The organism is Rhizobium sp. 05L429 (assembly GCF_056397645.1).
On the sequence record NZ_JBFTNV010000056.1, the window covers coordinates 1 to 25,854 of the forward strand.

The 25,854-nt window shown below is 57.7% G+C and carries 25 protein-coding genes and 2 pseudogenes; 15 read left to right on the forward strand and 12 right to left on the reverse strand.

The features are described from left to right. Nucleotides 1-245: 245 nt before the first annotated feature. From AC1DNW_RS34420 to AC1DNW_RS34430, 3 genes are all read right to left on the reverse strand, one after another. Nucleotides 246-452: an esterase/lipase family protein gene (locus AC1DNW_RS34420; RefSeq protein WP_477855647.1), complete on the reverse strand. Its 207-nt coding sequence runs from the start codon at nucleotides 450-452 to the stop codon at nucleotides 246-248. Between the two features lie 196 nt (nucleotides 453-648). Then, nucleotides 649-1,188: a cytochrome b gene (locus AC1DNW_RS34425; RefSeq protein ID WP_477855648.1), complete on the reverse strand. Its 540-nt coding sequence runs from the start codon at nucleotides 1,186-1,188 to the stop codon at nucleotides 649-651. Next, the gene (locus AC1DNW_RS34430; protein ID WP_477855649.1) at nucleotides 1,185-2,231 is read right to left on the reverse strand and encodes a catalase family peroxidase; all 1,047 of its coding nucleotides are present in this window, start codon (nucleotides 2,229-2,231) and stop codon (nucleotides 1,185-1,187) included. Before AC1DNW_RS34430 ends, AC1DNW_RS34425 begins: the two co-directional genes overlap by 4 nt. 467 nt (nucleotides 2,232-2,698) lie before the next feature. On the opposite strand from AC1DNW_RS34430, the gene AC1DNW_RS34435 reads away from it, so the two are divergent. Continuing rightward, entirely contained in the window at nucleotides 2,699-2,947 is a 249-nt protein-coding gene (locus tag AC1DNW_RS34435; RefSeq protein ID WP_477855650.1) for a hypothetical protein, read from the forward strand. Between the two features lie 466 nt (nucleotides 2,948-3,413). On the opposite strand, the gene zwf is transcribed toward AC1DNW_RS34435, so the two are convergent. Beyond that, nucleotides 3,414-4,883 (reverse strand): glucose-6-phosphate dehydrogenase, encoded by a 1,470-nt coding sequence (gene zwf / locus AC1DNW_RS34440; protein WP_477855665.1) that lies wholly within the window; start codon nucleotides 4,881-4,883, stop codon nucleotides 3,414-3,416. Between the two features lie 859 nt (nucleotides 4,884-5,742). Between zwf and AC1DNW_RS34445 the strand changes: the two genes are divergently transcribed. From AC1DNW_RS34445 to AC1DNW_RS34460, 4 genes are all read left to right on the forward strand, one after another. Beyond that, the gene (locus AC1DNW_RS34445; RefSeq protein ID WP_037107111.1) at nucleotides 5,743-5,976 is read left to right on the forward strand and encodes a hypothetical protein; all 234 of its coding nucleotides are present in this window, start codon (nucleotides 5,743-5,745) and stop codon (nucleotides 5,974-5,976) included. Between the two features lie 922 nt (nucleotides 5,977-6,898). Next, nucleotides 6,899-7,948 carry an LLM class flavin-dependent oxidoreductase gene (locus AC1DNW_RS34450; protein WP_477855666.1) on the forward strand — a complete coding sequence of 350 codons (1,050 nt, stop codon included), beginning with the start codon at nucleotides 6,899-6,901 and terminating at the stop codon, nucleotides 7,946-7,948. Nucleotides 7,949-8,371: 423 nt separating this feature from the next. Beyond that, the gene (locus tag AC1DNW_RS34455) at nucleotides 8,372-9,160 is read left to right on the forward strand and encodes a DNA polymerase III subunit epsilon (protein WP_477855651.1); all 789 of its coding nucleotides are present in this window, start codon (nucleotides 8,372-8,374) and stop codon (nucleotides 9,158-9,160) included. Between the two features lie 31 nt (nucleotides 9,161-9,191). Next, nucleotides 9,192-9,452: a hypothetical protein gene (locus AC1DNW_RS34460; protein WP_113184880.1), complete on the forward strand. Its 261-nt coding sequence runs from the start codon at nucleotides 9,192-9,194 to the stop codon at nucleotides 9,450-9,452. 118 nt (nucleotides 9,453-9,570) lie between these two features. Here the strand turns inward: AC1DNW_RS34460 and AC1DNW_RS34465 are convergent, their stop codons facing one another. Next, complete coding sequence (locus AC1DNW_RS34465) at nucleotides 9,571-10,212, reverse strand: hypothetical protein (RefSeq protein ID WP_477855667.1); 642 nt, start codon at nucleotides 10,210-10,212, stop codon at nucleotides 9,571-9,573. Between the two features lie 554 nt (nucleotides 10,213-10,766). On the opposite strand from AC1DNW_RS34465, the gene AC1DNW_RS34470 reads away from it, so the two are divergent. From AC1DNW_RS34470 to AC1DNW_RS34480, 3 genes and pseudogenes are all read left to right on the forward strand, one after another. Beyond that, nucleotides 10,767-12,968 (forward strand): hypothetical protein, encoded by a 2,202-nt coding sequence (locus tag AC1DNW_RS34470; RefSeq protein ID WP_477855652.1) that lies wholly within the window; start codon nucleotides 10,767-10,769, stop codon nucleotides 12,966-12,968. A 23-nt stretch (nucleotides 12,969-12,991) separates the two neighbouring features. Beyond that, nucleotides 12,992-15,040 carry a hypothetical protein gene (locus AC1DNW_RS34475; RefSeq protein WP_477855653.1) on the forward strand — a complete coding sequence of 683 codons (2,049 nt, stop codon included), beginning with the start codon at nucleotides 12,992-12,994 and terminating at the stop codon, nucleotides 15,038-15,040. A 108-nt stretch (nucleotides 15,041-15,148) separates the two neighbouring features. Beyond that, nucleotides 15,149-15,388, forward strand: a pseudogene (locus AC1DNW_RS34480) (MBL fold metallo-hydrolase); the annotation flags it as partial. A 14-nt stretch (nucleotides 15,389-15,402) separates the two neighbouring features. On the opposite strand, the gene AC1DNW_RS34485 reads toward AC1DNW_RS34480, so the two are convergent. Beyond that, a complete protein-coding gene (locus AC1DNW_RS34485; protein WP_477855654.1) occupies nucleotides 15,403-15,762 on the reverse strand; it encodes a winged helix-turn-helix transcriptional regulator in 360 nt (119 codons plus the stop codon). A gap of 154 nt (nucleotides 15,763-15,916) precedes the next feature. Here AC1DNW_RS34485 and AC1DNW_RS34490 point away from each other — a divergent pair, with 154 nt between their 5' ends. The 3 genes and pseudogenes from AC1DNW_RS34490 to AC1DNW_RS34500 all read left to right on the forward strand — a co-directional run bounded on the left by AC1DNW_RS34490 (nucleotide 15,917) and on the right by AC1DNW_RS34500 (nucleotide 19,123). Then, nucleotides 15,917-17,035 (forward strand): alkene reductase, encoded by a 1,119-nt coding sequence (locus AC1DNW_RS34490; RefSeq protein WP_477855655.1) that lies wholly within the window; start codon nucleotides 15,917-15,919, stop codon nucleotides 17,033-17,035. A 341-nt stretch (nucleotides 17,036-17,376) separates the two neighbouring features. After that, nucleotides 17,377-18,144: an SDR family NAD(P)-dependent oxidoreductase gene (locus AC1DNW_RS34495; protein ID WP_477855656.1), complete on the forward strand. Its 768-nt coding sequence runs from the start codon at nucleotides 17,377-17,379 to the stop codon at nucleotides 18,142-18,144. 287 nt (nucleotides 18,145-18,431) lie between these two features. Then, nucleotides 18,432-19,123: pseudogene (locus tag AC1DNW_RS34500) on the forward strand (SDR family oxidoreductase). 112 nt (nucleotides 19,124-19,235) lie between these two features. Here the strand turns inward: AC1DNW_RS34500 and AC1DNW_RS34505 are convergent. Next, nucleotides 19,236-19,364 (reverse strand): hypothetical protein, encoded by a 129-nt coding sequence (locus AC1DNW_RS34505; RefSeq protein WP_477855657.1) that lies wholly within the window; start codon nucleotides 19,362-19,364, stop codon nucleotides 19,236-19,238. A gap of 105 nt (nucleotides 19,365-19,469) precedes the next feature. On the opposite strand from AC1DNW_RS34505, the gene AC1DNW_RS34510 reads away from it, so the two are divergent. Continuing rightward, nucleotides 19,470-19,748, forward strand: a complete 279-nt coding sequence (locus AC1DNW_RS34510) for a hypothetical protein (protein ID WP_477855658.1) — start codon at nucleotides 19,470-19,472, stop codon at nucleotides 19,746-19,748. Nucleotides 19,749-20,357: 609 nt separating this feature from the next. Next, the gene (locus AC1DNW_RS34515) at nucleotides 20,358-21,107 is read left to right on the forward strand and encodes an SDR family NAD(P)-dependent oxidoreductase (protein ID WP_477855659.1); all 750 of its coding nucleotides are present in this window, start codon (nucleotides 20,358-20,360) and stop codon (nucleotides 21,105-21,107) included. A 39-nt stretch (nucleotides 21,108-21,146) separates the two neighbouring features. Here the strand turns inward: AC1DNW_RS34515 and AC1DNW_RS34520 are convergent, their stop codons facing one another. The 4 genes from AC1DNW_RS34520 to AC1DNW_RS34535 all read right to left on the reverse strand — a co-directional run bounded on the left by AC1DNW_RS34520 (nucleotide 21,147) and on the right by AC1DNW_RS34535 (nucleotide 23,689). Beyond that, nucleotides 21,147-22,034, reverse strand: a complete 888-nt coding sequence (locus AC1DNW_RS34520; RefSeq protein ID WP_477855660.1) for a LysR family transcriptional regulator — start codon at nucleotides 22,032-22,034, stop codon at nucleotides 21,147-21,149. Between the two features lie 88 nt (nucleotides 22,035-22,122). Next, nucleotides 22,123-22,884 (reverse strand): peroxiredoxin-like family protein, encoded by a 762-nt coding sequence (locus tag AC1DNW_RS34525; RefSeq protein ID WP_477855661.1) that lies wholly within the window; start codon nucleotides 22,882-22,884, stop codon nucleotides 22,123-22,125. A 143-nt stretch (nucleotides 22,885-23,027) separates the two neighbouring features. Further along, nucleotides 23,028-23,240, reverse strand: coding sequence for a hypothetical protein (locus tag AC1DNW_RS34530; protein ID WP_477855662.1), 213 nt, complete (start codon nucleotides 23,238-23,240; stop codon nucleotides 23,028-23,030). A 122-nt stretch (nucleotides 23,241-23,362) separates the two neighbouring features. Then, nucleotides 23,363-23,689, reverse strand: coding sequence for a YciI family protein (locus AC1DNW_RS34535; RefSeq protein WP_477855663.1), 327 nt, complete (start codon nucleotides 23,687-23,689; stop codon nucleotides 23,363-23,365). A gap of 126 nt (nucleotides 23,690-23,815) precedes the next feature. Here AC1DNW_RS34535 and AC1DNW_RS34540 point away from each other — a divergent pair, with 126 nt between their 5' ends. Then, a complete protein-coding gene (locus AC1DNW_RS34540) occupies nucleotides 23,816-23,980 on the forward strand; it encodes a hypothetical protein (protein WP_477855668.1) in 165 nt (54 codons plus the stop codon). Between the two features lie 16 nt (nucleotides 23,981-23,996). On the opposite strand, the gene AC1DNW_RS34545 is transcribed toward AC1DNW_RS34540, so the two are convergent. Next, nucleotides 23,997-24,236 carry a hypothetical protein gene (locus tag AC1DNW_RS34545; protein ID WP_477855669.1) on the reverse strand — a complete coding sequence of 80 codons (240 nt, stop codon included), beginning with the start codon at nucleotides 24,234-24,236 and terminating at the stop codon, nucleotides 23,997-23,999. Nucleotides 24,237-24,508: 272 nt separating this feature from the next. Here AC1DNW_RS34545 and AC1DNW_RS34550 point away from each other — a divergent pair, with 272 nt between their 5' ends. After that, nucleotides 24,509-25,066, forward strand: a complete 558-nt coding sequence (locus AC1DNW_RS34550; RefSeq protein ID WP_477855664.1) for a DUF2076 domain-containing protein — start codon at nucleotides 24,509-24,511, stop codon at nucleotides 25,064-25,066. The last annotated feature ends 788 nt before the right edge of the window (nucleotides 25,067-25,854 follow it).

Consider the following 25,854-nt stretch of genomic DNA (forward strand, 5'->3'; position numbering starts at 1 on the left):
CCTCCAGCAACCGTTCGAGGCGCTCTATGCGTGGTCCATGACCTACGGTCCCGAGCTTGAGCGAGCCCAAGAAGAATACGATCGGGTTCGAGACTAGCTCGATTGGCATCGGCCGACATTCGAATGCTCGGCCGGGCCGCTCATCATGCAGTCGCGAGTGCCGATCATCACCGCCCGCCCGAGATTTGATGGTCGGTAGTTTTTCAACATAGCCCTGATGACCAATCCACCCACGGAATGTCTGATCAGGTGAATACGGCCTCCACGGTTGCTCTCAGCTGCATCTTCGACTTCTGCTGCAACGACCTCCGCCAGCCGTTCAATGGGGAGCGGGTCGAAGGGTAGTCAACGTTGCGCGTAATGTAGCCTTGGGTCTGCAGGCACTTTTCAAACTTGCGCATGGAAGCGCTGGTCCTCCTGATGCCGTGGAGAAGAACGACGGTGTCGGTCATGTCAAATGCCGTCGCTCGGTCAAAAGGAAATCAGGGATTCCCGGGAAGCCGGATCTGCTTCGTGGCTGGCGTGAACTCGTGGTTGGCCGCCAATGGACGGTTCCAGGAACGCGAACTCTATGGCCGAATGATCACACTTAGCGCGGCCTCGGTTGAAGGCCTGGCGGTGACGATAACCCTTCGACGAACACCACCGTTATCTGCCGGGCAGCATAGTCTCGAGGACCCCATCGCGACGGACGAGCCCGTGAAAAAGCGCCGCCGCAATGTGCATCAACACAAGAGCGAAGAACGCGAAGGCAAGATAGTAATGCACGCTCCAGAGGAGCGCGTGCAGGGTCTCGCTCTGCGGCAGTATCGGCGGGAGCCTTATGCCGCCATAGAGCACGACTGGGTAAGCGGCGGCGGACAACATTGCCCACCCGATCAAGGGCATCCCTACCATCAGCACGTACAAACCTACGTGGGACAGATGGGCGGCAAGCTTCATCGGTTCCGGAAGGTCTGCGGGCAACGGTGGAGCGCCGGATATGAAGCGGACCACGAGGCGAACCAGGGCAAGGACAAGAATGGCGATCCCTAGCGTCTTGTGCGTCAGCAGGAGCGGCACATACTGACGTCCGATGGTGGAAACCATTCCAACGCCGATGAAGAGCATTGCCAAGATGCCTATAGCCATCAGCCAGTGCAACAAGCGCTGGATGGTGGAGAATCGTGTCTTGATGCCGTCCGTCATGGCTTCGCGCTCGCTCCTGTTCGAGGATAACTGCTCGCTTCCGATGTCCGCAGATCATAGGATTTGGCATAGGCTGCCGAGCGGGCCGCGGGGAACGGATCATCGGAAACCTTGATTCCGTCAGGCAGGATGGTCGGGTCAAAATTGATGTCACGGCACGGGCCGTCCGCCTCCGGCTCTATTTTCTGCACGACCAGAGTTCCAGCTTCGACAGTACGCCGCCCCGGCGGCCAGGCCTTCGTAGGATCTGATGTTGGATCGGAGGGATCGGCCACCGTCAGCACGAGCGTCCAACGCTGAGGCGACCTCGCAACGCGTTCGGTTATATCTTGCTCAAGATGATTGGCGCCGAGCTTGGCGAAGTCTTCGGCCGTGATCGAAGCGGCCTGCGCCTGCGGACGCAAAGACCAACGAACGGCGTGCTCTGCGCCCGATCCATCCTTGAAAATGAATGCATTGAGGCTGTTGAACGCCACCTCGGCGTAGCTGGCCGTCCAGGGAGCCTTGGTCGCCCACTCGCCGAACGCAGCGAATTCTGGATGCGCTGCCACAAAGCCTTTCATCGCTTCCGGATTCTTGCTCGCGGACGCATTAAGCAAGTCGTAGAAACCTCGCGGCGTGGAGACCGCGAAAACAGGCGGGTCGATCAGAGCCATCCGCCAGACGTTGCCGTCAGGCGCGGAGATCTGCACGCCAATGCCCCGAACTCGAACAGTCGGATCGGCAGCATTCGGGTCCGGCGTTGCGAGGTTGAAGCGGCCGAGGACGGGGTACTGTCCGGCGGCAAGCATTGACGCCCGTGAAATCGCACTACCGTTCCCGTTCGCTTCGAAGGTGCCAGTGAAGCAGACGCCCTTTGCGTGGTTTCTCCGATGTCCGAGGGCGGGTCCGCCGGGAGGCGCCAACGCACTTACTAGCTTCGTCGATGTAAGGCGGTCAGGGCTGAGCCATCCAGCAGTGTAGGCAAACGCGCCGACGCCGAAACCTACGACGGCCGCTATCAATACGAGGGATCCGAGGGCGGAACGCTGCGGGCCAGGCATCCAAGACTCTCCCTTCGTGCCAGTTCAACGCGGTGCGGGGGCTTCGATTTCAGTACACAATGAGAAGTAGCCGGGTTCTATGCGCAGGGCGCACAGGGAAGATGCCACCGTCGAGCTGCCAGGTCAAACCCTCGCCGCCAACAGTCCAGGAGCTCTGCCGGCGTGCCGAGGGTTTGCATCAAGATTGCGGTTCGTCATACCGGCCAGGCAAAGTTTTTGGCTCGACTGTACAAGAGGGGATTTATAGTAACGCGGTCGTTAGTTCTGATCCCTTCAAGAGCTTACAGCTGAATCGTACCGATTGCTGCGAGTCTTTCCAGCAACACCTATGTGGGAACTGGAATCCTGGACGGATTTGGCTGGCTTAGAGCGTTTCAGTTGCGGTACCCGTAGGACTGCAAAAAACGATTTGCACGGCCGGGACAGCTGGAGAAAGCACGTCCGAGATCTCCTAAAGCAGGACCTTGATGAACGCGGATATGATAGCCGCCTGGGCGGTGGAAAACGGATTCCATGCGATCGATTCGCGGAATTATCGTCGCCATGACAATGCAGGCATGATCACGATCGAAATAAAGAGGATGTCATTCCTCCTCATCGATGAGAGGCAAGGATTGCGACCGCGCCTCATATCGCAGTTGTTCAAAGACATTCCCCTTAGTAGCGGGCGTGGCCGCTTGCACGGTCTTCTTGTTGACCGCTATCCCAATCGTTAAGTCCTGACGCGATCACCACAGCCCAGCCAATTTACCAAGGCGGCGGACCGGCGGTATCAGCCAATCAGCAAGGCGATAGTGATCCTTCGGGGGTGGGCATTTGCACGATCCGGCCTGTATCGAAGCTCTGGAGCGAGCGCTTGTCAGGACGACGTTGCAGCGGGTTGCATAGCTCGTTCGCCGCTCAGCAAACAAAGGCTGTGTGATCGGCGTCGCAATACTGAACCGAATACCCGCCTGCGGACGCCCGAGATCCGGTCGCTGCAAGGCCCGACCGCGGCGACGAAATTAAAGATGTCAAAGACCGAATTCCGCACAAATGCAGCTCCCACGCACCAATGCCACTCTGGAGCATTCGCGGTCGAAACTCGGTTTCCTGCACATCTCTGACAACGTCATCGTATTGCGATTTTTCGCAATTGGTCGGTGCCGTTCTGGTCGCCGGCATCGATCCAACTACTGACCGTCAATCACGCTTTACCGCATCCCTCCAGGCGCGCTCGAACGGTAGGCGCCAAGCGTGCGGGGCAATGAGTTGGTGGATCGACTTCGGGCCCCAGCCGCCCTGGTCGTAGAGGCGTACGGGCGGCGGGTTATCGAGGAGAGGTTGGGAAACCTCCCAGAGCCGCTCAATACCCTCGGCCGTAGTGAACAGCGTGTGGTCACCGCGCATGGCGTCGAGGATCAGACGCTCGTAGGCCTCCAGAACTTCGCCAATCAGGCCGGTTTCGCTCATGGCAAATTGCAGCGAGAGCTTGTCGAGCCGAAAGCCCGGTCCAGGGCGCTTGCCATAGAAGGAAAGCGAGACCTTGGAGGCATCAGCAAGGTCGAAGGTGAGGTGGTCAGGGCCCTGTGCCCCCACACCAGAGCCGGCAGGGAACATCGATTTCGGGGGCTCGCGGAATGCGATCGAAATAATGCGCTGCCCCTCGGCCATGCGCTTGCCGGTACGCAGGTAGAAGGGCACGCCAGCCCAGCGCCAGTTGTCGATGGCGCATTTTAGGGCGATGAAGGTGTCTGTGTCGCTTTCGGGATCGACGCCTGGCTCATTGCGGTAGCCGATGTATTGACCGCGCACCACGTCCCGAGGCTCAATCGGCAACATGGAGCGGAACACCTTGTTCTTCTCTTCCGAGATTGGCGCAGGCTCAAGGGCAGTAGGCGGCTCCATCGCCATGAAGCCAAGGATCTGGAAGAGGTGGGTCACCACCATGTCACGATAGGCGCCGGTGGTCTCGTAAAAGGCGGCACGGGTGGAAAGGCCGAGCGTCTCCGGGACGTCGATCTGCACATGGTCGATGAAGTTGCGGTTCCAGATTGGTTCGAACAGGCCATTGGCAAATCGGAAGGCCAGGATGTTTTGCGCCGGCTCCTTGCCCAGGAAATGGTCGATGCGGAATATCTGCTTCTCGTCGAACACTTCGTGCAGCTTCCTGTTCAGTGCAACGGCACTGGCAAGGTCCGTACCGAAGGGCTTTTCCATGATGATACGGGAGCGTTCAGTCAGCCCAGCCTGGGCGAGGAGTTGCACGGCCAGAAGGGCGGCACTTGGTGGAACGGATAAATAATGCACGCGCCGCGTCTCGGCGCCCAGTGCTTCCTCGGCCCTGTCGACCGCTTCCTTGAGAGCATTGGCGCCGGCAGCTAGCGGGACGTAGTCGAGCGATGCGGCAAACGCTTCCCATTCGGACTGCGAGAACTTGCGAGTCAAGAACTTGTCCAGCGAGTCACGGGCGATGGTGCGGAAGGCATCGGCATCGATGTCGTCGAGCGAGACGCCGATAATGCGGCACCCTGGGATGAAGCCTGCATTGGTGAGGTGGAACAGCCCGGTCAGTAGCTTGCGCCTTGAGAGATCGCCCGTTGCGCCGACGAGCACAACGACCTGTGGATAGCCGGGGCCAACCCGAGTTGAATTCTTGCGCAAAACACTCATCTTCAAGTCTTCCGTTGTCCCTTGGGGATGGAGGTCGACCCCAGCTCCGCGCTGCCGCAAAGCGGCTATCTTCGTGCGTGATGCCATGACGTTGAAGCTCACCCCTCTGAGGTTAAATAGAGGCATGGATTGCGGAGCGGAGCAAGGGGGCGGCAATACCGTCCCGAAGTGCCGCGTCTTAGCGACTTCGGTCGCTCCTTGTCGACTTTCTTGATAGCAATGTCTTGAGCACCTCAGTCAGTAAGATCACCCAACTCAGAGGCGCGGGGGCTGGTCCTCTCGCGCACTCGAATGGGTCGAATGTGCTACAGCTGTTCCCAAAGGCGAACGACGACGCCGAATGAACCACGCGAAATCGTCGAATCCGTTCAAAGGCAGAGCGTCTTGCCACGCATGGCATCTTCTCCGTTGGCGAATTTCTCGGCGGCATTTCGACATCATCAAAATCCCGCTCCAGACAGTGAGCAGCAATTGAATGCCGTTGAGCGAGGCAACGCTACCTCGGCTGGATGGTCCGCCGCTGCATAGCTGCATTGCACAAAAAATGTTTTCCAACTGGTCAAAAAAAGAGCATAACGATCACAGCTGATGCAACACGACGGCTTTCCTCCCAGTTCCGTCGTTTCAGCTGTTCCCCTCTGGAGGTTTATACCTTCACAATTAATGGGCCACGGTTCTCCGTCGGCCCTTTTTTTGCCCGCGAAAATCGTGTGTCGACGCCGGATAAGTCCCGAAGTCTTCGACCTTAGATGTCCGATCGCTTCCGAGGGCATCGTGCTAGGTTGACGAAAGCAGTTTTCACTACAATAGAGCCTGGCCGAACCACGTGGTAACGCCACAGAACATGAACCGGAGTACAATGGTGACCGAACCGACCGTAGCAGATGCAATAGACCGCGTTTATGTTTCGATTCAGTCTGACAATGCTGACATCGACGCGCATATCGCGACCCTCAAGGCAGCGTTGGCCCGGGAGGGTTTGAAAGAGGCCGTATTCGACCCGGCAAGGCTCGTCCAGAACAATCGTTCTGGTAGGAAGCTGATGCAGGCCTACTTTCGGCAGCGCGGCGTGACGGTAAAATTCTCGGCCTAGCAGCCTCCCGGTGACGCCAGAGGTGCACTGTACCTTTTGCAATGTTCGATCAGGGTGTCTCGGGGCCGCGACACGGCGGAAGCTGAACTCCATGAACAGAACGTTGACCCCGACCAGGGCGAGGGGACGAAGAACGTCGTCCCTTCACCAAATCGATCGCTAGGGTGGTTCCGGGCCGCGACGTGTTCCGTAGAAAACTTATGGGGCGCTCAACCCGTTTCCGGGGAGCGCCCTTTTTGTTGCTCAAAGCGCAAAAACCGACAGACTCGGCAGGCGATTTGACGTGCGGCGGAGATATCGGAGGGACGGTCTTGCGTAAAGCGTTTTTTACTGCAGATCTGCTATGCTTGTGGCCTCGCAACCATCGAATAGAGCACCATTTTGCGTGGAGAAGTGTAGCCCCTCATGGGAGGTGATCATGACGCAAAGGCTTCGGAATATAGTGATCGGCTGCGTGCTGGTCGGGATAGCCGCGTTGGTTTCGGCGTGCACGACAGCCCACAATTCAAATCGCGGCGATTTTCAATATCAACCAGGGCATTCCAGGAACCCCGCCTGCAGCCAGGGCTTCAGGCCCACAAATGCGCTTTCTTGCGCGTATTGACTATTCCAACTACGCTCTACCAGCTGATCGAAGAGCTAGAGCTTACGAGATGCCTGCTCACTATCCCTTCAATATCGAAATCACGACCCGCGACGAAGGCTGAAATCCTGTCCCTTAGGAGTGCTGTTGAACTCGGCGGGGACTAAGTTGCACCGAACGAGGGGCATCGCGTAGTTTCACGCCGTTCGACGATTTCGATGGTGACGATCGAATTTTTCGCCATTTAATTTCCGAGCCCGGCACATCACTTAATTCCCAAAATCCACGTGAGAGGGCGTCGGCAAACATGGCCGACCTGGCCCGAGGGAAAAAATGACCATGACAAACTCCGATGTCGAGTTCGGATTGGACACGTTTGGTGACGTAACGCACGATCCAAACGGCCAACCTGAAAGCTATGCCCAGGTCATTCGCAACGTCATCAAAGAGGCCGTCCTTGCTGATGAGGTCGGCATCGATTTCTTTGGTATTGGCGAACATCACCGCGAAGACTTTGCGATCTCCACTCCTGAAACCGTCCTGTCTGCAATCGCAACAGTGACTGATCGGATCAAACTTGGCTCGGCGGTGACCGTATTGAGTTCCGACGACCCTGTGCGAGTGTTTCAGCGCTTCGCGACCGTTGATGCTGCCTCGAATGGCCGTGCAGAAGTCATCCTGGGGAGGGGCTCTTTCACAGAGTCCTTCCCGCTGTTCGGATATTCGCTCGACGACTATGAGACGCTCTTTGAGGAGAAGGTTGAGCTATTTGCCCGGCTTCTGGACCAGCAGCCTGTGACCTGGTCGGGCACGACCAGGGCGCCATTAACCGGACAACGCGTGTTTCCTCTCGTAGAGAAGGGGCCATTGAAGGCCTGGCTTGGCGTTGGCGGCAGTCCGAACTCCGTGATCCGGGCCGCCCAATACGGTCTACCTCTGATGTTGGCTATTATCGGCGGAAGTCCCTATCGCTTTGCGCCCTACGTCGACCTGTATCGGCAGGCGTTGGAAAAGCTGAACCAACCGACGCTTCCTGTTGGCGTTCATTCGCCAGGCTACATCGGGCACACTGATGCCGAGGCAAAGGCGGAGTTCTGGCCTCATTATCGGGCGATGCGCGATCGCATCGGTCGTGAACGAGGTTGGGGGCCCGTCACGGAAAGAGAATACGAAGCGGAGATCGATCAGGGTTCGCTTTACGTGGGCTCTCCGGACACCGTGGCCGCAAAGCTTGCTCCGGTCATCGAGACGCTCGGTATTCAGCGGTTTCAGCTGAAGTACAGCATCGGCACGATGCCACATGACTCCCTTGCGCGGAGCATCAAGCTGTATGGGCAGGAAGTCGTTCCGGCCGTGAAAGCGAAAATCGCAACGCTTGCTGCAGCGTGATTGCGGTGGGTAATCTGGAACGAATTCTTGACGGACCGGCGAGACGATCGCCGGTCTACTTCTGCGATTTGGAGTTGCCAAATAGATCGCGGTGCTGATCTTCTGCTCAGAACATTCTCCAGAATCGAGTAGCGACAGTGGTGGAGCAGGCCTCTTTTAGCCATGTCGCGAAGGTTCAGGATATCGACGATACGGTCGGCTTCATCCGATTCCAAGGCGACCAGGATCACGCCATGAAAATTGGACGGCCATCCAGTGAAAACCTCGATTGCGGACCAATATTGGTCAGCCCAATTCTGAGATCCTGAAATCTTAACTGGGCCATGGCCATAACGTTAGGGTTGGGAAAATAGTTGGCAAGCCTGTCGACCGCCGCCGGATCGGTCTCTGGACTTTTCCGCGAGAGCGCCGAAATATCCAGGTATGTTGATTGATAGCGGCGGGATCGCATTAACTCCTGCAAATCAAGAATCTCGCATCCGGGTCATAGACCTCGAAACAGGCGGGAACGGCCCGAATGATGTTTGCGAGATCGGATGGCAGGACGTCGTTCTTGGGAATGACGGCGTTTGGCGGGTTGATGATGAGCGCGGCTCGCTGCTCATAAATCCAGGGAGACCGATCTCACCTGATACGATGGCAATCCATCACATCTTGGATGTCGAGGTGGCGACAGCACCTTTCTGGAAAGAGGTCGCGTCCAGCGTCCTACGGCCGCAAGGTGGGGCAATCGCGCTGGCTGCGCATCGGGCAGCTTTCGAGCAACGATATTGTACTCCTAGATTTACCGGTGGAGCGACCTGGATATGTACGTGGAAATGCGCACTTCGTCTGTGGCCTCAACTGCCCAGGTTTTCCAACCAGATGCTCCGGTATCTGCGCATGCCCGAGGGATTGGTGCACGCGATCGGCCTTCCCGCCCATCGCGCGATGCCCGACGCGTACGTGACCGCACACCATCTGCGAGACATGCTGAATGAGTCCACCTTCGAGCAGTTGGTGGAATGGAGCGGAGAGCCGGGACTGTTGCCACGAGTGCCTTCTGGCACCGAGCGCGGCAAGAGTTGGGATCAACTGGATATTGCGACATTGCAAGTGTTCGCTCGCGATCGGGATACTGACGTCCGTTTCAGCGCGGAGACCGAACTTCGCCGTCGTGGCGACGCGGAAGTAACAGTGACTGACAAAGACGAGCAGGGAACGTTGCTTTAAATGTGGTGCGCCACGCAGGGGTGAGGTTTTGATGTCAGAACGAATGTCGGAACGCGCCAAGGGCGACATCGAAGCCATTTTGGAGCGGCTCTATAAGGTTTCCCCGGAGCTGGATAAAATTGCCGCCGATTGCGAGAGAGCTTTGCGGCTCAACGCCGAAGCCAGAGGCGACTACATCTCGCCGCGAACGGTGCAGGCGTTTTCCGAAATGCGCGATGCGGTGGGCAAGCTGTATGGCTCCGCCCGGAATGCGATGAACGAAGCCAATAGATTCTTTAAGCCGAAGTCGTAGGTAGTTTCGCTGCGAGTGCGCAATGTGGGCACAGCGCGGACGTAAACCGCAAAGTTTTCGACAACCATTGTGAAGCGCGATAACCCAGCGATCACAGAGGAATGCAATGCCAACAATCCTAGCGCAGCAGGCCGTCGTTCCCGAATTCCTCCCATCCGCTCAATCCGCGCAGAGGTTCGTCAGCGTTCTGTTCAGTTCCCCCGGCTTTCTCTTGCTTTTTCAGCGAACGCGTCAGCTTCGCCTGGTACGCGGCGCGTCTGCGATTTTCTGCCTTCGCTGCCGCGTCTTCCTCTCGCCATTCGTCCACGGCGGCGCGGTCGAGCAAATCTTCAACGACACGGGGATCGAATACGTGGAACGTAATTTTCCTGGCCCGCCCCTGCAATCTGACCGTTCGCGTTCCGGCGCTCGGCAGGCGGCCGTCATCCACCCAACGCTTTCGTTCTGAAGCCGTTATCGTGAGGATATCCTCGATCTCCCGAGGGATGATCGGAAGGTTGGCGATGTCCGTCAGTGCCGTGGAGACGGCCGTCGAGGTCGCTCGGAACGCCGTCTTGGAAGTCTCCGGCATGATGAGGGTGAGTGCGCTCGCCTGCATGTCCAACGACTTCCTGACCGCCGACGGCAGCCGGGAGCGGATCTCCTGCAGGATTCCCCTGACCCGGATCGCGGATCCAAGCGTCGCGGTTACCGGAAGCGGCCATTCCCTGATCAGCTCGGGATCGTCGCTTTCTTTCTTTTTCGTCTTCGTTTTGGGCATATCGGAGCAAATGGGATTGGAAGGGTCGAGCGTCAACGGAACTCGCGCTCAATTCCTACGTTTTGCCAGCGAGGAGCAACCCCAATGTCTGTGCCGAACGAACCTACCCTTTCCACCTGGGAGGAGATACGCGCGATCCGCCTTCCTCACGCCATTGGCAAGCGATCAGCTGCCGACCTGTCGGCCCAATCTCCAGATCCCAACTTATGGTCGAAGCCAATGGTGCGTTATTGCAAAATCAGCGCTCGCGACGCCGCCTCCGATAGGACGCCTTGGCTGCCCGCTCACGATTCGTCGGTCGTAGCGTTGAATCGCGTTTAGGCCAAATGCACGCCGTCGCCCGGGCTAGCTCTTCTTGATCATTGCCACGCGGATCGGCGCGCTGTAGCTTGCAATGCGGTATGGTCCATGTGCTGGACCTTGGCCCTGTTTGCGCATGCGCATCGGGCCAATCGGTAGCTTTTCACAGTCGATCTAGCCTGCAAGACGCCCGGCGTGGGAACCGGCGATTTCCAATCGGCAAGCATACCGACACAACCCAGGGGGGCAAAATTGTGGCCAATACAGACTTTGAATTCGAGTCGCTCAATGAATTTGACATCGACAACGACACGGAGGCCGAAGAGGAAGACTTCATACCCGCGGATTTTCTTGCCTCAATGGCTGCATTGGCCAAATCCGCGAAGTCGCTCGACACCCTCGCATCTCAGAAGATAGCAGATGACGTCATCGCCAAGGTTAGCGGTTACGGCGGCGAGTTCATCCAAAACAGGCGCGAAGGTTTTAGTGATCCGAACTCGGCCAGCCCCAGGCGCGATCTGATGCAAGATCAGCTAAAGCAGGCGCTTTCGGGTATTAAGGATGCGTCCAAGGGCGCTGCGAGGTCGGCTCTGCTCGAAGCAATATTCGACCTTGGTATTTTACCTGCGAATGAGCGGGACACGCTTTTCGCGCACTTATACCATGCGCTTCAAGAGGAAACCTTGCCGGAGACGCTCACGAAGGTTCCTCAGGCACAAATTGACGACCTTGTCAGCAAATGGGGCGACACCACCGACTCGGCCTATTGGCAGATTTTATCCGACTACTACAGCGTGCGAAGCACGACCGCGGCCGAGATTTACGATCATCTCGCACTGTTGGAACTTACCTCGCGAATGGCGCCCCCGTTGAAAGACCCCTGGATCTGGGACAGCGCGGAGGATATCGCAATCTGCGTGGACAACCTGCTGGCGGCGTCGGATCCGGGCATAGGCGGATCGGGGACGATCGATGTCTCTGAGATGTATTACTATGCGTCTCTTCTGCCCATCCCCCGAGCCATCATGGCGGAGATTGTCCGATTGGGTTTGGGCTTCATAGCAGTCGGCGCAAAAAAGGGCCCGCGTCTGGAGTCACTGCCTGACCCCTTTACGCTCTTGAGAGCGTTGGCGCCCGAGGATGCCGCAGCGTCCCCAGGATCGCCGACGGAGATCGCCGCAAGAAACGCCTTGCGCCAGTCGGCCGTTGAGCTTCTTCGCAACAATCTGCCGACGGACGTTCAGGCGACGCTTGTTCCCTCCCTACGCGATGTCGTTTACGGCAGCCAGGCGCGCGCTTTGAAGGGATCCCTAGGCCAGATTTACGATTTCTGGCTCCAGGACTTATCCTACGGTCTTGAACGCAAATTTCCAAATGATACTACCGCGCGAAGGCTTGGATACCTTCTTAAATACTCCAGAGTCGGCGAATCGCTGCAAGAATGGTCAAAACTTTACTATTCGCAATCGCCTACGCCGGACTCCTTGAACCAAGCGCTTCAGGCGGCGACCGGGTCGATCAAGACACTCCTGGCGAGCTTTCGGCCCAATACGCCTTTGATCAACGATACGGCCGTGCAACATGTCGAGGCGATAGCCTATCCACTTCGTGCGGTCGCTTTGGAGATTTGCGCGCAGTGCCACTCCTATCTTTCCGGCGCCCCGTCAGGTAGCCTGGGACAACTCGAAGGTACGCTTGCGTTTATTGAATGCACCGGGCGGCTCGGAGAGCTTCGCGTCGGTGCCAAATTGGCTCTCAAGGATCCCAAAATCGTGGCGACGGGCCAGAACAAGGGTCGGTCCGTGTTGACGTTGTTTCTGGACCGGGCATGCAAAGCGCAGGGACAATGGTTTTCGGATTTGAAGAGCGCACTGGATGATTGGAGAGGTAAGGCGTCGAAAGGAATACCCGAGCTCGCCATCAGCACCGGAAAGCTCATTTCGGTGTGTAAGTCGATAAGCAGCAGTCAAATTCAATCGAATGCAGCCGATCCGTTCGAAAGTTACTCGGCGACTGAAATGTTGGAGGTCGTTCTGCCCGCGATATCCGACCACCTCCAGGGACTGATTGAGACGAAAAATCCGAATGCCATGGCTTCCCTTCCTGACCTCGTGAGTCAGTTGGTTCGGTTGCGCCCTTTGGGTCATTCTTACGCAGACGCGAAAACTTATTGGAGCAATCAAAGTAATTTCCTTCTGGATGACGACCCGATGAAGCAACACCTTTCGACCGCTCTCGAAGAATGGGACGAAGCCCTGAACGATTCTACGGAGGATCAAGCCATGCTCTCCGAAATCGCTTTCAAAATTTGCACGGCGATCAACGACTGTTCCCAGCGCGTGCAGATGAAGAAAACGACGGAACTTAGTGCAAAGAACAAAAAACAGCTTCTGACCGCGCTGGGAATTGTCGCGTTCAATGTGGAAGAGGCGCTGCGCGCGAGGCTCGGAAACTAGCCTGCGATTTATTGGGGGCTGCAATGCATGATTCATCTGGAATAGCCAGACCGCAATGGCCTGTGATCAGGGTGCTTTCAAGCTCGACCGACATCGATGCCGCGAACTACGCACTTGACGCGTACAAGGCGCTTTTTCCCTTACTCGACGAGCATGAAATAAAAGTCAAATTCTTGACGGATCACGACGTCGCCAATCTCTCGTCGCTGCTGTCTATCGAGGATGTAAGGGAAGTCGTCGCGCACTTGCCTGCAAGCAAAGCCGCCTCGCTCCTTGCGGCGGCAGAGCAACTGAAAGCGTCGTTTCTGCCGCATATGTGCGAAGCGCGCGGGACTGTCGACGCGTGCAACCTGACGTGCCTAAGCAGGGATCAGAACGGATTCAAGCAGGGTACGGTCGTTCTTGCGCGCAAGACTCGGCTGGTGATCGATCAGTATATTTTTACCAATATAAATGTAGACCTTGTCGCGGGTCGATCGTCGCTCGTCGGCCTTGAAACGCCGTCTCGTCCGCGCGGAACGGTGGATTTCTCGCCTCGCCGCCCCGCGATGAACATACGGCCGATGGCAGCGGCGGCTTTGCCTCCGCAGCCCAGCCAAGTCATCACCTCCGTCATGGCGGTGACACCATTTCTGCCCCCTCCCTTTGGGCCTGCGATCACAGGGGTCCTAAGCCTGGTCAATATGATTCTGGAACTTGTGGGAGACAGCAAGCCGGAAACAGAATCACCATTCGAGCAGCTGTCGAAGTATATTTACGAGCTTTTTAACTCCACTCAGCTTGATACGTGGAGGTCTATATTTCAAAACGATGTAAATATGGCTTTCTACAATCAAATGGACGCGTTCAAGACGTCGATAGACAAGATTGACATATTCGACAAGTCCCTGCAGGACTTCCAGGATAATATCAACAAAACATGGTCATCCCAAGTCCATACAGCCATTGGCGAGATATTCACGCTGATGGAAAAGCAACAGATCGGTAGAGATTTTGACGTTTCCTACCTGAGTGCTTTGCTGGCCGGCGTTACATTTTATATCACTTTGCAGAAGGCATATGTTCAACTATGCGCGCTGGATGCCAGCATCTCTTATAAGAACAAGGACTACGACAGCTTCAACGATAAATCAGATCTGTTCGTCACGGCGCTCAACAAGCTGAATAATGCCATCGGCAATTTCGATCAGAACTACTTGGAATGGACGGACGAGCAGCGAAAGACCGCGCTCGAAAGTAACTCCTGGATTCCGCGAATTCAAAGCTGGATTTCCAATCTTCATGACCAGCGAATGGGAAAAATCAGCGCTGCGCCATTCCGTAGGGAACCCGCTTGGGACGATCCTTACTACGAATATACATGGTGGGACGAGCTGGCGGTATGGCTATGGAACAGGGCCGACTTCAGTGCTCAGGGCCAGGACGTTTACGTTTCAATGTCGAGCCATTACTACAAGTATTGTGATTTCTACGACGATAGTTGGAAGAAGCTTCAGGGCAGTGAAGATTACGGGCAGCCGGAAAATGGCAAGGCCATTTTCGCTTGGCCGGTCGCGCGCGATTGCTGCGGCAACGTCGCGCATGCCGCGGACAAGCAACAGGCCTTCGATACCCTCCAGAAGGAAATCAACGACTACCGAACGGCAGCCAGCGACCGATTCCGCAAATATCTCGCCGACCATGTCACGCAAATAGAATCCTGGGCCGCCTTTGTCGATGGCTTCGAGGATCTTGCCCCAATGCCGAAGCCAGATATCGGCCCTAACGTGGAGCCGCTGGCCAATGGTCCTGGCCTTGCTCATGGAAGTGGATGGGTGCAAGGCGGGCGGGTGCGCTACTCCTTTGCGATCGCAAACGAGCGAGGTCCATCGCAATCCGGGCCATGGTCCTGCGAAATGACGATCGACAGGACGGCGTTCGCCACCATCAGCGGCTTTCCGAACATCCCCAATAAAACATCACTCCATATTTATCGGCAGTTTTGTCCGCAGGACGACAAGTGGGGCGCCGCCAAGCTCGTAACTATACTCGATAGCCCTCTGCCTTCGACTTACGATGACCAATCCGACTGACGGAAGTTATTCGGCGCGGCATCGCGTACGATCCTTTCTTTCGTGAATAGTTCGCTTCGGCGCTTCGGCAATTTCGACACTGTGATCAAACAAGCAACAGAAGGCCCGGCAGGAGACGGGAATCTCCTCATTGCCGGAGACGTGATCCCGAACGATGTCGTGTCGTTCGAGAATCTGCGCTGGCATTTCGGATTCGATACCGAGCCAGAGATCGCGCTCGCGAACAGAGCGGCTTTGCTCGACAAGGCGGCGACAAAGAAGCTTCGAATGCTCGGATACCATTGGACTTATCCAGGGGTCGGATATGTCGAGCGGAAAGGGTCGGCATATCGGTTCCTGCCGGCGTGAGGGCTTTGTCCCGGCTATGACGCTTCTGACGCTCGCTGGCGGTTTTGGACGATGACGGCGACTTCGGAAGAGTGAAGCGTTCCCCATTCGCACAACGGGGCGAGAACTTTGGCCAGGCTGTTGCCGAAGTCGGTCAGCTCGTATTCGACGTGAGGCGGGACCGTCTTGAAGTCGATGCGACGAATGACGCCATCATCAACCATCTCCTTGAGATGCTGAATCAGCATCTTCTCGCTCACGTTTGTCACGAGCTTGCGGAGTTGACCCGTGCGTTTGGTCCCGCTGACCAGATGAAAGAGGATCAGCGGTTTCCATTTGCCTCCAAGGATCGCGAGAGCCGCTTCCAGACCGCATCGGAAATTCGTCTCGCTCATTGTGATCTCCGAATTCGGACACTTACGAAATAGTCAGTACTGGATTGCAGGTATGCTTGGTCTTACTTGAATTCGGCGATGATGTCGACGGGCATCGTCCTTCCCCATTCAGGCCCAAACCCGCGGATAGGGCTGCCAACATAGGTGAGCAGACATGAGCAATCCAAACCAGCCCTTGCTGGATCCAATCCGCCTGGGCGACATCGATCTACCCAACCGCATCATCATGGCATCCATGACCCGCGCTCGCACGGACAACCCCGGCTTCGTTCCCAACGAGCTTCAGGCGCGATATTACGCACAGCGTGCATCCGCCGGACTGATCCTCACGGAGGGGACTTGGCCCAGCCGCGAAGGCGTCGGCTTCGTAAACGTGCCGGGCCTATACACTCAGGAGCAGGCCGACGGGTGGCGCCTCGTGACGGATGCCGTGCACGAGGCCGGAGGGCGTATATTCGTCCAGCTCGGCTACATCGGGTCATCGTCGCATCCAGAACTGCTTGATGGCGCGTTGCCGCTGGCCCCATCGGCAATTAACCCGGGATTGAAGGCGTTCACCCCATCCGGTTTCCAGGAAACCGTGACGCCACGGGCGATGGATCTCGGCGATATCGCGCGAACGGTCGAGGACTATGCCAAGGCGGCCCGCTTGGCAAAGTCCGCTGGCTTCGATGGAGTCGAGTTACATGGCATCAGTACCTATCTGATCCCGACCTTCCTTTATGAAGCGCTCAATCAGAGGACGGACGAGTATGGAAGCACGCCTGAAAATCGCGCGAGGTTCCCGCTCGAGATTATCGATGCCCTTGTGAGCGTTTGGGCGCCGGGGCGGGTCGGAATGAAGCTCAGCCCGGCCTTGACTGGCCTCGGCAATGTCATCGCTGGAACCGAAACGCTGGCGACCTTCGAATACTTGGTCAGTGAATTGTCGAAGCGTAATCTCGCCTACCTGCAGCTGATGAATCCGATAAGCGATCTGACCGGGACACCCGTCGAGGTTCTCGGCCAAGGCGTCGCCAAGCATTTCCGGCCGCTTTATTCCGGCAATCTGATTGCCAATGGCGGCTACACCTTCGAGAGTGGTAATGCTGTCATCCGTGATGGCCTCGCCGATGCTGTTGCCTTTGCCGCGCCCTTCATCTCCAATCCCGACCTGGTCGAGCGCTTCTCCAAAGACATCGAGCTCACCCCCAGCAATCCGGATACCTACTACAGCGGGGGAGCCGTGGGCTATTCGGACTATCCCGCCGGGATCGAACAAGTCGACGCTTGATCGTAGGCATCAAACCCTCCTTCATCGGGTGGCGAGTATTCTGACCCTCGCTGCCCGATGGTACTGGCTTGAAGTGGAAGGAGAGCAAGCCTCGCCTTAAAAAGCGTTCCTGAGCTTGTATCTGAGTCCGTTGCTATGTGGCACAAGCGGAATTGGTGACCCACCGGGTTAAATCCACCCGCTTACAAAGGAGGTCGCCAAAACTGATGGCACACCGATGATGCCCGCCGTTCATACGACCATTTGGCCGATCCGGGCTTGCCGCGTTCCTTTCCAGAGAACATATCTAGCTCTCACCAAGAGGTTTTTCTGGCGGACGTGGGTTTAGAGGAATCCTTGAAATGGATCTGCAACTCACTGGCAAAAAGGCACTGGTAACCGGCTCGACTCGGGGAATTGGGTTCGCCATCGCTAAGCGCCTCGCGTCGGAAGGAGCCGACGTCGCGATTTGTGCCCGCAGCGGCGACGCCGTGGAGGACGCGGTCAAGGTACTCGAATCCAAGGGAGGCAAGGCCTGGGGTCGGTCCGTGGATATCAAAGACCCAGATGCACTTCGGAGCTGGGTTGAGAGCGCTGCGATGGCGCTTGGCGGTGTCGATATTTTGGTGGCAAATGCCAGCGCCCTATCGTTCGGCCTTAGTATCGAGGCGTTCCAGTCGGCCTTCGACGTCGATCTGTTTCACACTGTGACGGCAGTTGAGGCTGTTATGCCGTACCTTGAGCGATCACGGGCGGGGAGCATCGTCGCCATCGGCTCGGTTGGGGGAATAGAGGATTCAGAACTCAATTCTTACTCCGATGTGTCCTATGGCGCCATGAAGGCGGCGCTGCACTTTTACATCAAGTCGCTCGCACGGACCGTCGCACCCAAAGGTATCCGAGCCAATGTTGTCAGCCCCGGTTCGACGTTCTTTGACGGTGGTGCCTGGGATCAAATCAAGAGCGAGCAACCCGAACATTTCCGCAATGCGGTTGCCATGATCCCGATGGGCCGCATGGCGAGGCCAGAGGAAATCGCCAACGTTGTCGCATTCATGGCGAGCCCAGCGGCGAGCTACGTCACCGGCGCCAATGTGGTGGTCGACGGCGCCTTCACGCGACGCATCTAAGCCAATGTGTCACATTCTCTCCCGCCGCCCAGGAGATAGAGTTGTGCAGGAAGCTTATTCAATCAATGGAGAAGGGGCATCCAAAACCTTTTCCACCGCAAGCACGCCGATCCGCACACCTATACGCGCCCTACATAAATCATATGTCTGACCTCGGTCTAATCCCCGAAGTCGTTCCTTCATACCTGCTCAAATGAGCCGCAGGGGCGGCCGTTTAGAAGGTGAAAGGAACGAAAATGGGTAAGCTGAACAACAAGATCGCCATCGTGACTGGCGGCAGCGACGGCATGGGATACGAAACGGCGAAGCTCTATATCGCCGAGGGCGCGAAGGTCATCATCACGGGCCGCAATCGTCAAGCTGGCGAGGCAGCCGCGCAGAAGATCAACGCAGACTTCGTTCAGGCGACATTTCCAAGCTCCAGGACATCATCCGTCTCCGCGATCACGTGAAGGATAAGTACGGTCGCGTCGACGTGCTCTTCGCCAACGCTGGCGGCGGCAAGCTGGTCGCCTTTGATGAAGTATCCGAAGACGATTTCGACTTCACCGTCGACACGAACTTCAAGGGCACGTTCTTCACGATCCAGAAGCTTCTTCCGCTCATTTCGGACGGTGGCTCGATCATCATCAACAGCTCCATCGCTGGCTCGAAGGGCTTTCCGAACTTCAGCGTCTACTCGGCCACGAAGGCTGCGCTGCGCTCGTTCGCCCGCACGCTTACAACCGATCTCAGCGCGCGCCGCATCCGCGTCAACGCACTGGCACCGGGTCATATCGCCACGAATATCATGGTGAAGTCCGGCCTCAGCGAAGAGAGCGTCCAGGGCATCAACAACCATATCCTGACGCTCGTTCCGCTCGGCCGCCTTGGCTCGGCTGAAGACATTGCGGGCCCGGCGCTGTTCCTCGCTTCCGACGACAGCTCTTACGTTTCCGGTATCGAGCTGACCGTCGACGGCGGCCTCGCACAGATCTGATCAGAATCCCGCGCCCGCGACGGCGCGGATATTCCCTCGTGCGGACCGGAGGGAAGACGAGACGTCTGGTTCAGGGCAGACGAGGTGTTGCGCTGTCCCGGTATTGCCTCCATCAGGGGTCGCGCGACACCGAAGTCACGGTCGAGAAGCTCGGCCCCGTGACGCGGACGATTGCCGCAAGACCGCGATAGCGCAGTTGCAGTTGCGTGCGCGACGCATGCACGGAATGCGTACCAGCCATAACATGACTTGCATCCGAGAGATGCAATGGCCATTTCACGATCATCGCCACGACACTTCACGAAAATTCGCTACGCGCCCGATCCGGCCGCGTGAGGAGACCGTTATGAATGGCATTTCGAAGACACTTACTGAAATGACGCTACTCGAGCGGACCAACCTCCTCGATACCGTTGCTGATGCGCTTGAAGCCACAGCGGACGAGGCTGAGGGTGAAGGCGACAGTCGCTTTGCCGCGAACTCTATGTGCGTTGTGAAGACGATCCGCGGATTGTCCGGAGAGCTTGGTCAGCGAGACCTTGCATCAGCCGAGTTGCTGCTTGAGCAGGGAATTGTGATGGTTCATCAATTCGCTAACAGAAACAATGACAAGAGCCTTCATTAGTGACGTCGAATTGTCCAGCTCTCTGAGTTCTGAACTCCGTTTTCACCCTTATGAAGCAAGGCCCCGCTGTCACTTACCCTCGATCAGGACCTCATTGACGCGATGACCTAGTCCATGCAGAGAATTGGGCTCCCCGATATCAGGGCGGTTTCCGAATTTCGAGAAGATAGATTTTCGCAACGGATGTGGCCACCTCGACAAGGCCCATATGGCGTTTTCGCCTTCTCGGAGTCCTGCTGGCTGAACGCCTTGCGCGTTTCTCGATCTAGCCTATGTGACATGCAGTTACGACGAGGGAAAGGAGGCCCGCCACCAGGCCTCCTTCTGGCGTTTACATGGCTGCGCCCCCGGATACGATAAGCGTCTCGCCCGTGATCCAGCTCGCCTCGTCCGATGATAGGAAGGATAGGTAAGCGCCTCTAGGAGGCAGTCAATTTGCAGGCCGGAAGTGAATTCGCTGTCGCCGACTCCCACTCCGATGCCCATCGCGGCCGACTATACAGGTGCTGCATAAGTCCTATTCGGCACCGTCGGCTACCGACTGATTTACCTCGTCAATAACTTCTCCTTCGACGCCAACGATGGCGACCAACAGAAGGAATTGCGAATATGGGTAAGCTGAGTGGAAAGACAGCCCTAGTGACCGGGGGGAGCAGCGGCATCGGTCTGGCAATCGCCAGGCTCTTTGTCGAAGAGGGCGCGTACGTCTACATCACGGGCCGCCGTGAAGGACGGCTCGAAGCAGCAAAGGCCGAGATCGGTGGAAGCATTGCAGGTCTGCAGGCCGACTTGACTAAGCTCGATGAGCTCGATGACCTGTTCGCCCGAATCAAGTCCGAAAAGGGCAGCCTCGACGTTGTCGTCGCGAATGCTGGCATGGTCGAACTTCAGACGATCGCAGAGGCTACGCCGGAGCACTTCGATCGTACTTTCACAACGAACGCGCGCGGGACCTACTTCACCGTGTCGAAGGCCATCCCGCTGCTGTCAAAGGGGTCATCGATCGTGCTCGTCGCCTCCGGCATGCACTTGAAGGGCTTCCCTGCCTACGGCGCTTATGCGGCCACCAAGGCGGCGATCCGTTCGTTCGCTCGCACGTGGGCCGCTGAACTGAAAGGCGAGGGTATTCGCGTCAATACACTCAGCCCCGGCCTTATCGAGACCCCCATCATTGCTTCGCAGTTCCCCGACCAGGAGCAGGCCGATGGTGTGCGCGCTTACTTCAGGGAGATAGCGCCGCTGGGTCGTGTGGGCGAACCGATCGAAATGGCGAAGGCCGCGCTTTTCCTCGCGTCGAGCGACAGCAGCTATTCGACGGGCATCGATCTCGTCGCCGACGGCGGCATCACCTCGCTTTAAAACGAGTTCGGCAATGCGTGGCGCCACTTGGCGCCGCGCTTACTGCCTACCGCCGATCTTCGAGATGACGAAGTCCACGAAAGCGCGAGCAGCAGGCTTCGGTGCTTGGCCGCTCGGGAACAGCGCATGCGCTGAGATCTCGCCAATGTCCCAGTCCGTCAGCAGTCTCACAAGGCTTCCATCGTTGATTTCCTTCTCCAGGCTGGGAAGACTGGCGACTACTATGCCGAGTCCGGTAGCGCCTGCGTTGACGGCAACTTCTGCTCCGGTGATCGCCAGGTTCCCGCCAATCTGCGTCGAGACCTCGCGACCTTCCTTCTTAAATGTGATGCTTTTTCCCGCCGCTGGTCCGGCAACGACGAAATCGTGAGCTGCGAGATCCGAGGGTGAGAGAGGCGTTCCCTTGCGTGTGAGATATGAGGGTGCCGCAGCCGCGACGAGCGGCCACGTTCCCACGCGGCGAGCGAGGGCGCTGCTGTCTGAAAGCTTTCCGAAGCGCAGGACGATATCGACGTTTTCAGAAATTAGATCCTGCCGACGGTCATCGATCACCAGCTCGATCCGAAGATTCGGATGCTGGCCGGCGAAATCCGGGAGGTTCGGAACAAGGATCCGCGAGGCCACGATCGACGACACGCCGACTCGCAGCGTTCCGCGTAGCTCCCCGGTACCACGGACTGCGAAGTCCGCTTCTTCAAGCGCTTCCAGGATGGGCTTGATTCGCGCAAGATAGTCTGCGCCGGCTTCGGTCAACGTCACAGCTCGCGTCGTTCTGACGAATAGGGTGGCGCCGAGCTGCTCCTCAAGGATGGCGATGATGCGTGATGCGGTCGGCTGCGTTAGATTGTGTTCGCGAGCAGCCTGCGAGAAGCTTCCGGTCGCGGCTACCCGGACAAAGAGTCGAAGCGCGGATAATTGGTCGGACATCGTAACTCCAGTCACAGACGCCCGACGCCCTTTTGACATCAAGGAGTTGGCCTGCGTTGCCGAAAGGTAGGGGGTCGCGAGCACCGCGTCAAAAGACTCTGCCGCTGAAAATGCCACGAAGCATGCCGAGGGTTGGAAACAACTCCTTCGGGTTCAGGCGTTGGGTGAAATCCGGGTCGACGTCCGCGTAGGCCACGGTGCCGGATTTGTCGATGACGAAGCGGCCGGGAATAGCGAAAACCGCGTGATCTCTGAGCAGCTCGGCCGACAGCGCGGGATGCTGGACGGCCAGTTGCAGAGGGATTTGCCAGCGGAGACCGTATAACTGCCCGACTCTGCCGTCTTCATCGATCAGTAGCGGGTAGCTCAGCCCAAGTTCGCGCGAGGCCTCCGCAAGCTCTTCCCGGCTGCCAGACGAAACGCCGAAGATTGATGCTCCGTGTTTCCGGATATCATCCGCAGCGGCCTCCACGGCGGCGAGCTCCGCCTTGCAGCAACTGCACCACGTTCCACGAATGAAGACTGCCAAGAGCGGCCCCCCGGCCAGAGCTCTCTTCGACGACCGTGTGTTGCCGTCACTGTCCTTCAGAGAGAAGGCTGGCGCTGGTTCTCCGGCCAAGAGGAGCCGTGAAGATCGGCCATGAGCAAGCACAGCCGCAATGCCGCTTCTGGCGGCGTCGGTGTTGGACTGTGCTGGTGAATTCGAAGGCTCGGCTGTTGCCGAGGTCGGATACTTTTCCATGCGCCGAAGGTAATGAATGGCGCGAAAGTGAATAGCGGTTGTTAGCGGATAGGTCATATTCGGGAGACGTATGGGCGGCTCAATAAACTCATTCGCTTGCCCTAACATATGCTCACGAGTGACCTGCCCGGACGAACCTGGGAGCACGGCTTTCCACCATCTGGCACGGCCAATCACCCTACCACCGGAAGCAACTAGGAAATCGGCCACAGGCCAGTGGTTTAAGTCAGATCGCACGGCAGCAACAGGCACTAGTGTGTAAACGCGCCCGGACGGTTTTCCGGGCACAGCACGGTGGCGTTCGCCCGCTTGGTAGCCTGATCTCGCAGATCTGCAAGGCGATGGGAGGTCGACGAGACGCCGAGCTTGGCTCCGTTCTGGGTTTCAAATGAGCTGATGAGAAGTTCACGCACAGCAGGGTCGTCGGCCTCGGTGCTGAGGCGGGGCTTCAATTCCGACACCATGTTCTCCTCGTATCCTCTCGAAGTCAGATAGCGCAGTCGCTGATCCCTACAATGCACAAAAAAGCCGCTCAGTGGATCGGAGCCGAAGATCCACGTGAGCGGCCAGTTGCTGTTTCGAACAGTTAGTGGAACGGAACCCAGAGGGTCTTGATTTCGGCGTTGAGCAGACCAGACTTTACAGTCGGGTCGTCGGTGCCGATCTTGGTAGCTTCTTCGAGGCTGTCGACCTTCAGGATTGTAAAGCCGCCGTCTTCGAGCTTGCCGTTAAGGCCGCCTTCTTCCTTCATGAAAGGACCACTCAGTACGACCAGACCCTTGTCATGCAGGGAGTTGACGTAAGTCACGTGGTCCATGAAGCCAGGCTGCTCGTTGTAAGGGGTGCCATCGACCCACTTAGGGCCCGGTCTCTGGAAGACGACGTAGTAATGGGGGCCTTCTGCATCGATCATTTTACTCTCCGTTGAGCGCTTCGAGCGCTGCTGCTGGGGTTTTGAATTGCGGTTGCGTAGTAAAAATAAGCCTGCGGGCTGAACTCGGTAGCAGGCGGCACCGCATATCATTCATACGAAAGGCGAATGAGCCGAGCCGAATTTCTGCCGCGGTCAGGCGATCGGGAGGAAGCCCGAAAGGTGACCCAGATCACCTTCAAGCCGAACTGGAGCAAACATGCGAAGGCGTCCCTTTCCGGCGAAACGACGACATGCTTGCCGATCCCGGGGAACACCATGCGGGAGGCCTGATCGCTCGTCCCAGTGTCTATCGGCCCGCCTGTTTTCTGAAATTCGCGATCATGTTCGCCGAAACATCCTGCGCGCAACACAGCGGCGCATTCCCGCCCCCTTGCTGTAGGCGCATCTTCGGCCACAAGGTGTCCACGGCGAACGGTATTGTGGCGGCAGGCGCGCCCAATCCTGTCGGATGGCCGAAGCGGCCTACCAAAAACACCGACGCTTTCGCGAAATGTAAAAATCTTTTCGCGGCGAGGGAATAGAGCACTCGGCCTGTCCGTATACATCAGCATGAAAGACAGAAAACGTAGGTTCGACATGTTCGGCCAAATGGCGGTTCCTGGCCACCGCACCCGCTTTCCTGCCCGTTGCCTTCCGAGGACATCCGACACCCCTTCCGCGATCGGGACTCTTTCCGAACTCTCGCCGTTTCAGGGGCGCCCTCGCTTCCCCTGATCGTCATCAACATCATCCACCTGCCGCGCTCGGCGTCATTGGCGAGTGCAACGCGAAACCAAGCGACATTCCAAGGAGATGACCATGGATCGTACTGATCAGCAGGCCATAGAAGGCCTGTTTTCCAAGCTTGCCCATGTCGAGCAGCAGTCCGGCCATCGTGACGCGGACTCCGACCGCTTCATCAAGGACCGGATCGCACAGCAGCCTGGCGCACCCTATTATATGGCGCAGACCATTGTCGTGCAGGAACAGGCACTCGAAGCCGCACAGTGCCGGATCGAGGAGCTGGAATACCAGAATGCGCGGGGCCAGAGCGGCCAGCAGCGTGGCGGGTTTTTCTCGTCAATGTTTGGGAACAACTCAGCGCCACAGCGCCCGATGTCGCAGGCGCCCGCATACGGTCGAGCCCCAGCTGCATCCCCATGGGGCGGCCAGCCGGGCATGATGGCGCGCGGCGGTGGTGGTGGCTTCCTCGCCGGTGCCGCGCAGACTGCGATGGGCGTTGCAGGCGGCGTCCTGCTCGGCAATGCGATCGCCGGCATGTTTGCCGGCAATGAGGCTCAGGCCGCGCAATCTGACGCTTCCGAGCCCAAAGCCGCCGACGAGGGCATGGATTTCGGCGGAGACGAGGACATCTGAGTCGACCGCTCGAATGTCGAGCCGCCGGGCGCCTCCCCATCCTCCCAAGCTCCGGCGGCTCGACGCCATAAATAGCCACCGATCCGACCTTGAAAGAGCGGTTTGGTGATGGAAGCGTGCGCGCAACGACCACGCAAGCATCATCTTATTCCATGTACGTCCGTTTTTGGCGACGGCGACCCGTGTCGAGAAGTGCGAATGTTGCCGACCGCCGGCGAGGTCAACCGCGCGCGGGTGGCGATGTAGTCTGCCGGTGCGGGATCGAATACCTGCTGCTGCGGTACTTGGTCGGGCCCTAAGCGCGCGGTCACGCGGAAATTGGAGGCAAGCATGGTCGTTTGGCTCCTTGATCGGATCTCGAACGCGCACATTGGCTTCTGACTTCGTGACCCCTTCGAAAGCCCGTCAGCTGTCGCTCCGACCGTCCGCCCCATTCCGAAGCGTTTCCAAGCACCAACGCGGTGGCTGCTCGGCCCCGACCTTTATGCTGAAACGCCTGTTATGACGAGAAGTCGCGGGAAGAACGTTGAGTGCCAGTAAGCGGCTAAACAGGCTGGGCAGATCTTCTCTTGCGACCAGCACACAAAGCCCTGCCACAGCCACTATGGCGCTTGCTGAAACGAACACAGCCCGGGCATCACCGCCCGGGCTGGTGCTGTTTTGGCTCTGATCAGAATTCCGACCATTCCTGCTGCAGCTTGTTGAGCGCTGCATTGCCACGTGCGGCAGCCGCCGGGCGAGAGACAGGCGCTGACGCTCTAGCCGGGGCTGGCGCCAATGTCCTGGAA

Excerpts from the sequence above, each read along its gene's own strand:
- AC1DNW_RS34465 (WP_477855667.1), bottom strand. The coding sequence starts at position 10,212 with ATGCCCAAAACGAAGACGAAAAAGAAAGAAAGCGACGATCCCGAGCTG.
- AC1DNW_RS34505 (WP_477855657.1), bottom strand. The coding sequence starts at position 19,364 with ATGGCTGGTACGCATTCCGTGCATGCGTCGCGCACGCAACTGCAACTG.
- AC1DNW_RS34495 (WP_477855656.1), top strand. The coding sequence starts at position 17,377 with ATGGATCTGCAACTCACTGGCAAAAAGGCACTGGTAACCGGCTCGACT.
- AC1DNW_RS34490 (WP_477855655.1), top strand. The coding sequence starts at position 15,917 with ATGAGCAATCCAAACCAGCCCTTGCTGGATCCAATCCGCCTGGGCGAC.
- AC1DNW_RS34455 (WP_477855651.1), top strand. The coding sequence starts at position 8,372 with ATGTTGATTGATAGCGGCGGGATCGCATTAACTCCTGCAAATCAAGAA.
- AC1DNW_RS34510 (WP_477855658.1), top strand. The coding sequence starts at position 19,470 with ATGAATGGCATTTCGAAGACACTTACTGAAATGACGCTACTCGAGCGG.
- AC1DNW_RS34430 (WP_477855649.1), bottom strand. The coding sequence starts at position 2,231 with ATGCCTGGCCCGCAGCGTTCCGCCCTCGGATCCCTCGTATTGATAGCG.
- AC1DNW_RS34445 (WP_037107111.1), top strand. The coding sequence starts at position 5,743 with ATGGTGACCGAACCGACCGTAGCAGATGCAATAGACCGCGTTTATGTT.
- AC1DNW_RS34515 (WP_477855659.1), top strand. The coding sequence starts at position 20,358 with ATGGGTAAGCTGAGTGGAAAGACAGCCCTAGTGACCGGGGGGAGCAGC.
- AC1DNW_RS34520 (WP_477855660.1), bottom strand. The coding sequence starts at position 22,034 with ATGTCCGACCAATTATCCGCGCTTCGACTCTTTGTCCGGGTAGCCGCG.
- zwf (WP_477855665.1), bottom strand. The coding sequence starts at position 4,883 with ATGAGTGTTTTGCGCAAGAATTCAACTCGGGTTGGCCCCGGCTATCCA.
- AC1DNW_RS34450 (WP_477855666.1), top strand. The coding sequence starts at position 6,899 with ATGACAAACTCCGATGTCGAGTTCGGATTGGACACGTTTGGTGACGTA.
- AC1DNW_RS34475 (WP_477855653.1), top strand. The coding sequence starts at position 12,992 with ATGCATGATTCATCTGGAATAGCCAGACCGCAATGGCCTGTGATCAGG.
- AC1DNW_RS34550 (WP_477855664.1), top strand. The coding sequence starts at position 24,509 with ATGGATCGTACTGATCAGCAGGCCATAGAAGGCCTGTTTTCCAAGCTT.
- AC1DNW_RS34540 (WP_477855668.1), top strand. The coding sequence starts at position 23,816 with ATGAGCCGAGCCGAATTTCTGCCGCGGTCAGGCGATCGGGAGGAAGCC.
- AC1DNW_RS34425 (WP_477855648.1), bottom strand. The coding sequence starts at position 1,188 with ATGACGGACGGCATCAAGACACGATTCTCCACCATCCAGCGCTTGTTG.
- AC1DNW_RS34525 (WP_477855661.1), bottom strand. The coding sequence starts at position 22,884 with ATGTTAGGGCAAGCGAATGAGTTTATTGAGCCGCCCATACGTCTCCCG.
- AC1DNW_RS34460 (WP_113184880.1), top strand. The coding sequence starts at position 9,192 with ATGTCAGAACGAATGTCGGAACGCGCCAAGGGCGACATCGAAGCCATT.
- AC1DNW_RS34530 (WP_477855662.1), bottom strand. The coding sequence starts at position 23,240 with ATGGTGTCGGAATTGAAGCCCCGCCTCAGCACCGAGGCCGACGACCCT.
- AC1DNW_RS34435 (WP_477855650.1), top strand. The coding sequence starts at position 2,699 with ATGAACGCGGATATGATAGCCGCCTGGGCGGTGGAAAACGGATTCCAT.
- AC1DNW_RS34485 (WP_477855654.1), bottom strand. The coding sequence starts at position 15,762 with ATGAGCGAGACGAATTTCCGATGCGGTCTGGAAGCGGCTCTCGCGATC.
- AC1DNW_RS34535 (WP_477855663.1), bottom strand. The coding sequence starts at position 23,689 with ATGATCGATGCAGAAGGCCCCCATTACTACGTCGTCTTCCAGAGACCG.
- AC1DNW_RS34420 (WP_477855647.1), bottom strand. The coding sequence starts at position 452 with ATGACCGACACCGTCGTTCTTCTCCACGGCATCAGGAGGACCAGCGCT.